We start from the raw sequence: 4,766 nt of genomic DNA, 5'->3' as shown, positions 1-4,766 counted from the left end.
GGACCTTGGCCCTGTTGTCGCGATCGATACCGAGACGATGGGCCTTGACCCGCGCCGCGACCGGCTGTGTGTCGTGCAGCTTTCATCGGGCGACGGCGACGCGCATCTGGTGCAGATCGCCAAGGGACAGAACAGCGCGCCCAATCTGGAGCGGATGCTCGCCGATCCCGCCACGCTGAAACTCTTTCATTTCGGCCGTTTCGACATTGCCGCCTTGAAGAACGCCTTCGGCGTGACCACCTCGCCGGTCTACTGCACCAAGATCGCATCGAAGATGGTCCGCACCTTCACCGACCGTCACGGGCTGAAATACCTGTTGCAGGAACTTCTGGGGGTCGATGTGTCGAAACAGCAGCAGACCTCGGATTGGGGCGCGCCGCTGCTGACCGAGGCGCAGCAGGATTACGCGGCCTCGGACGTGCTCTATCTGCACCGGCTGAAGGCGGAACTGGATACGCGGCTGGCCCGTGAAGGCCGCACAGACCTCGCGCAGGCCTGTTTCGACTTCCTGCCCACCCGCGCCGTTCTGGACCTGATGGGCTGGGACGACACCGCCGACATTTACAGGCACTGACCCATGACCGATGCCGAGACCTTTCTTGCCACCGCCCGCCGCGTCATCGAGATCGAGGCGCGGGGCCTGACCGCGTTGTCGGCAGCTTTGGGTGACAGTTTCTCGGCCGCCGTCGACCTGATCCTGAAGGCCAGGGGGCGGGTCATCGTTTCCGGCATGGGCAAGTCGGGCCATGTCGGGCGCAAGATCGCGGCGACGCTCGCCTCCACCGGCACGCCCGCGCAATATGTCCATCCCGCAGAGGCCAGCCATGGCGATCTGGGAATGGTGACCGAGGGCGATGTTGCGCTTGTCCTGTCGAATTCCGGGGAAACGCCCGAGCTTTCCGACATCATCGCCCATACAAGACGCTTTTCGATCCCGCTGATTGGCGTGGCGAGCCGGGCGGGTTCGACCCTGCTGGTGCAGGCCGATGTGGCGATCCTGCTGCCCGCTACCGAAGAGGCCTGCGGCACCGGGATCGTGCCCACGACCTCGACCACCATGACACTGGCGCTGGGCGATGCCCTGGCCGTCGCGCTGATGGAGCACCGTCGCTTCACGCCCGAACACTTCCGCACCTTCCATCCCGGCGGCAAGCTGGGGGCGCGGCTGCTGAAAGTGGCCGATCTGATGCATGGCGGCGACGCGCTGCCGCTGGTGACCGAAACCACACCCATGAGCGATGCGCTGCTGGTGATGAGCCAGAAGGGCTTCGGCGTCGTCGGTGTGACCGATGCGACCGGGCGGCTGACCGGCATCGTGACCGACGGCGACCTGCGCCGCCACATGGCGGGGCTTCTGGAACACGTGGCGGGCGAAGTGATGACCCGCGCGCCCCGGACCATCGATCCGGGCTCGGTCGCCGAAAAGGCGGTGGCGATCATGCGGGACCGCAAGATCACCTGCCTGTTTGTCGTCGACCCGCAAGGCGCGGGCCGCGCGACCGGCATCCTGAACATCCATGACTGCCTTCGCGCTGGCGTGGCCTGAGCCGATGACGCAATCCGACAACGTCTATTCGCGGGTGATCTTCTGGCTGAAGATCACTTTGCCTCTGCTGGCGCTTGTCATCCTGTCGACCCTGTTCCTGTTCTCGCGCAAGATCGGCGGCGATGGGGATCTTCCGTTTTCCAAAGCCGATGTCGATGCAATGGTTCGCGATCAGCGCCTGACCGCACCAGACTATTCCAGCGTCGCAAGCGACGGTTCGGCGATACGGGTTGTTGCGAAAACGGCATGGCCGGAAAAAGAAACCGGCGGCTCAGTCGCCGACGATCTGGTCGCGGCCTATGACACGCCCGGCGGCCTGCATATCGACCTTACCTCGGCCCATGGCATGCTGAACCATGAAACCGAACGCATGGTCCTTTCGGGCGGTGTCGTGATTGTGACCTCATCGGGCTACCGGATTGTCACGGCCGGGCTTGACGGCGCGCTCGACCGGACCGAGCTTCTGTCGGACGGGCGGGTCGATGCCGAAGCGCCTTATGGCACGATTGAGGCCGGAAGTATGGAAATCAGCCATAGTGGTGCCGATAATTCCGGCTATCTTCTGGTTTTCAAGAATGGCGTGAAAATGATATACGATCCGGTGAAGTGAAGGGTACTGCATGTTGTCCCAATTCCGCGCTCTGATGGCAGGCCTGACCATGGCGGCCATCGTGCCGCTTGCGGCCTTTGGCCAAGGCACCGAGGTGTCCTTTGGCGGCATCCGTGCGGACACAAAGCAGCCGGTCGAAGTGACGGCCGATCAGTTGGACGTCAACCAGAATGACGGCACCGCGATTTTTACCGGGAACGTGATCGTCATCCAGGGCGAAATGCGCCTGACCGCACCGCGGCTTCAGGTTGAATACGGGACCGAGGACAAGACCGAGATCGAACGCCTGCACGCGACAGGCGGTGTCACGATGGTCAGCGGCCCTGAAGCGGCCGAAGCGCAGGAGGCGGTCTATACCGTTGCCGCCGGAGAGGTCGTCCTGACCGGCGATGTCCTGTTGACCCAGGCGGGCAGTACGATGTCCGGCCAGAAACTGGTTGTCGATCTGGACACCGGAACCGGGCAAATGGAAGGGCGCGTCAAGACGATCCTTCTGCCGGGGAAGAAGTGATGGCGAGGCGTCCCGAACTGACCGTGGCCGAGGGCAGCGCAGGCCTGCATGTCAAGCATCTGCGCAAGGCCTATCGCCGCCGCCCGGTGATCCGAGACGTTTCGCTGGATCTTGCACGGGGCGAGGTGGTGGCGCTGCTTGGCCCCAACGGCTCGGGCAAGACGACATGTTTTTACAATATTGCCGGGCTGATCGCGCCCGATGCCGGGCAGGTGACAATCGACGGCCGCGACGTGACTGGTCTGCCGATGTATCGCCGAGCGCGGCTTGGCATCGGTTATCTGCCGCAGGAAGTGTCGATCTTCCGGGGGCTTTCGGTCGAGGACAATATTCTCGCCGTGCTGGAGATCACCGAAAGCGATATCCACAAGCGGCGCGAGCGGCTGGAAGAGCTGTTGTCGGAGTTTTCGATCACCCACCTGCGACGCGCGCCTGCGCTGGCGCTGTCGGGCGGTGAAAGGCGGCGGGTCGAGATTGCGCGCTGTCTGGCGGCCAACCCGAAATACCTGCTTCTGGATGAACCCTTTGCCGGTGTTGACCCGATCTCGGTCGGGGATATCCGCAATCTGGTTCATGACCTGAAATCCCGGGGGATCGGGGTTCTGATCACCGATCACAATGTACGCGAAACGCTGGAAATCGTCGACCGGGCCTATATCCTGCATGATGGAACAGTGCTGATGAGCGGCACCGCCGATGAGGTGGTGCAGGACGAAAATGTACGCCGGGTCTATCTGGGCCAAAGCTTCCGCATCTCCTGAAGAACTGGCGCTTTGAGGGCGCCGAATGCCCTCTGCAAACGCGGCGCCGTATATGCCCCCTATGCCGATCAACAGGACGTGGCGAATCGTCGGGATGCAGTCGGCAGCTTTCAGGCGGATCGCGTCGGTTTCCGCCGGTCCACCACCTGTGGATGAGGCAATTTGCGCGCAAATGAAAAAAGAGGGCGTTGACATCGCCCGCAGAACTGTCGCCAAATACCACAAATGCATGCGGATACCCTCATCGTTCGGGCGACGGCATCGGAAGGTTTCAGACAAGAACCAGCCGAGGGATGCACGCAAGGAAAATTACCTACTCATTTCAAACCGCTCACACGCCACCTCCGGATAGGTTGTGGCGTGCGGGCTTAATTCACCCAAAAAAGGAGGTGTTATGCGATACAAAATTAGCGGCAGGCAGATCGACGTGGGGGACGCCCTTCAGACCCATGTGAGGGCTGAACTGGCCGAGACGGTCGAAAAATATTCGCAACGCCCAACTGACGCCGCTGTCGTCTTTGCCCGCGATGCACATGAGTTTTCCTGTGAGACGACCGTACATCTCTCTACCGGGTTGACGGTTTCCGCCAATGGCCATGCCACGGAAATCTACGCAGCCTTCGAAGCCTGCCGTGAAAAAATGGACAAGCAGTTGCGCCGCTACAAGCGTCGGCTGAGGGATCACCATCGTGACCGTACGGTGCCGGTTGAATTTGCCGGCGCGCCCATGTATGTGCTCGCCGCGAATGGTGAAGCGGCGGATTCGGAACCCGACAGCCTGCAGCCGATGATCATCGCAGAGATGGAGACCCAGATCCCGTCTCTCTCGGTCGGTGAGGCGGTCATGCAGATGGAACTGGCCGGGGCGCCGCTTCTTGTGTTCCGGAATGAGAAGAATGGCGGTGTCAGTGTCGTACACCGCCGGGAAGATGGAAACGTAGGCTGGATTGACACATCGGCCAGCTAGCTAAGCACCGGGCATCCGGTGCGGGAACAGTAAGGGCAAATGGAACTTTCTCACCTCCTGAAGCCGGCCGCCGTCCGGGTCCTTGGCCATGCAACGAGCAAGAAGCGCCTGTTTCAGGACCTGAGCGAGGTCGCCCAGACCATTTATGGTCTGGGTGCATCGGATACAGTCGATGCGCTTCAGGAGCGTGAAAGCCTCGGGCCGACGGGCGTGGGTCATGGCGTTGCCCTGCCCCATGCCCGGCTTGACGGGCTGGACCATGTCGTTGGCGTCTTTCTCCGGCTGGAAAAGCCGCTGGATTTCGATGCTGTCGACCGCCAGCCCGTCGATCTTGTCTTTGCGCTCTTTGCGCCCAAGGATTCCGGTGTCGA

General features: G+C 61.9%; 8 protein-coding genes. All 8 read left to right on the top strand.

Annotated elements, in window-relative coordinates:
- Positions 1-574, top strand: a 574-nt coding sequence (locus WBB85_RS14155; RefSeq protein WP_432639252.1) for a ribonuclease D, incomplete at its 5' end; no start/stop codon positions are given.
- Positions 575-577: 3 nt separating this feature from the next.
- Positions 578-1,546: a KpsF/GutQ family sugar-phosphate isomerase gene (locus tag WBB85_RS14150; RefSeq protein WP_432639251.1), complete on the top strand. Its 969-nt coding sequence runs from the start codon at positions 578-580 to the stop codon at positions 1,544-1,546.
- Positions 1,518-2,156 (top strand): hypothetical protein, encoded by a 639-nt coding sequence (locus tag WBB85_RS14145; RefSeq protein ID WP_432639250.1) that lies wholly within the window; start codon positions 1,518-1,520, stop codon positions 2,154-2,156. The genes WBB85_RS14150 and WBB85_RS14145 overlap by 29 nt, the downstream gene beginning before the upstream one ends.
- A gap of 10 nt (positions 2,157-2,166) precedes the next feature.
- A complete protein-coding gene (gene lptA / locus WBB85_RS14140) occupies positions 2,167-2,667 on the top strand; it encodes a lipopolysaccharide transport periplasmic protein LptA (protein ID WP_432639249.1) in 501 nt (166 codons plus the stop codon).
- A complete protein-coding gene (gene lptB, locus WBB85_RS14135; RefSeq protein ID WP_432639248.1) occupies positions 2,667-3,428 on the top strand; it encodes an LPS export ABC transporter ATP-binding protein in 762 nt (253 codons plus the stop codon). The genes lptA and lptB overlap by 1 nt, the downstream gene beginning before the upstream one ends.
- Before the next feature lie 25 nt (positions 3,429-3,453).
- A complete protein-coding gene (locus WBB85_RS14130) occupies positions 3,454-3,780 on the top strand; it encodes a hypothetical protein (protein ID WP_432639247.1) in 327 nt (108 codons plus the stop codon).
- A 42-nt stretch (positions 3,781-3,822) separates the two neighbouring features.
- Positions 3,823-4,395 (top strand): ribosome hibernation-promoting factor, HPF/YfiA family, encoded by a 573-nt coding sequence (gene hpf / locus WBB85_RS14125; RefSeq protein ID WP_432639246.1) that lies wholly within the window; start codon positions 3,823-3,825, stop codon positions 4,393-4,395.
- Positions 4,396-4,434: 39 nt separating this feature from the next.
- Positions 4,435-4,766: PTS sugar transporter subunit IIA (locus WBB85_RS14120; protein WP_432639245.1), on the top strand; the 332-nt coding region annotated here is incomplete at its 3' end.

The sequence above is a fragment of the Albidovulum sp. genome (assembly GCF_049646345.1).
In the GTDB taxonomy this organism is placed as follows: Bacteria; Pseudomonadota; Alphaproteobacteria; order Rhodobacterales; family Rhodobacteraceae; genus Albidovulum.
Note: the sequence above shows the minus strand (reverse complement) of the source record. Positions and strands in the feature narration are given on the sequence as shown.

What these genes read in the sequence shown, in the direction of transcription:
- WBB85_RS14150 (WP_432639251.1), top strand. Translation starts at nt 578, where the DNA reads ATGACCGATGCCGAGACCTTTCTTGCCACCGCCCGCCGCGTCATCGAG.
- lptA (WP_432639249.1), top strand. Translation starts at nt 2,167, where the DNA reads ATGTTGTCCCAATTCCGCGCTCTGATGGCAGGCCTGACCATGGCGGCC.
- lptB (WP_432639248.1), top strand. Translation starts at nt 2,667, where the DNA reads ATGGCGAGGCGTCCCGAACTGACCGTGGCCGAGGGCAGCGCAGGCCTG.
- hpf (WP_432639246.1), top strand. Translation starts at nt 3,823, where the DNA reads ATGCGATACAAAATTAGCGGCAGGCAGATCGACGTGGGGGACGCCCTT.
- WBB85_RS14145 (WP_432639250.1), top strand. Translation starts at nt 1,518, where the DNA reads ATGACTGCCTTCGCGCTGGCGTGGCCTGAGCCGATGACGCAATCCGAC.
- WBB85_RS14130 (WP_432639247.1), top strand. Translation starts at nt 3,454, where the DNA reads ATGCCCTCTGCAAACGCGGCGCCGTATATGCCCCCTATGCCGATCAAC.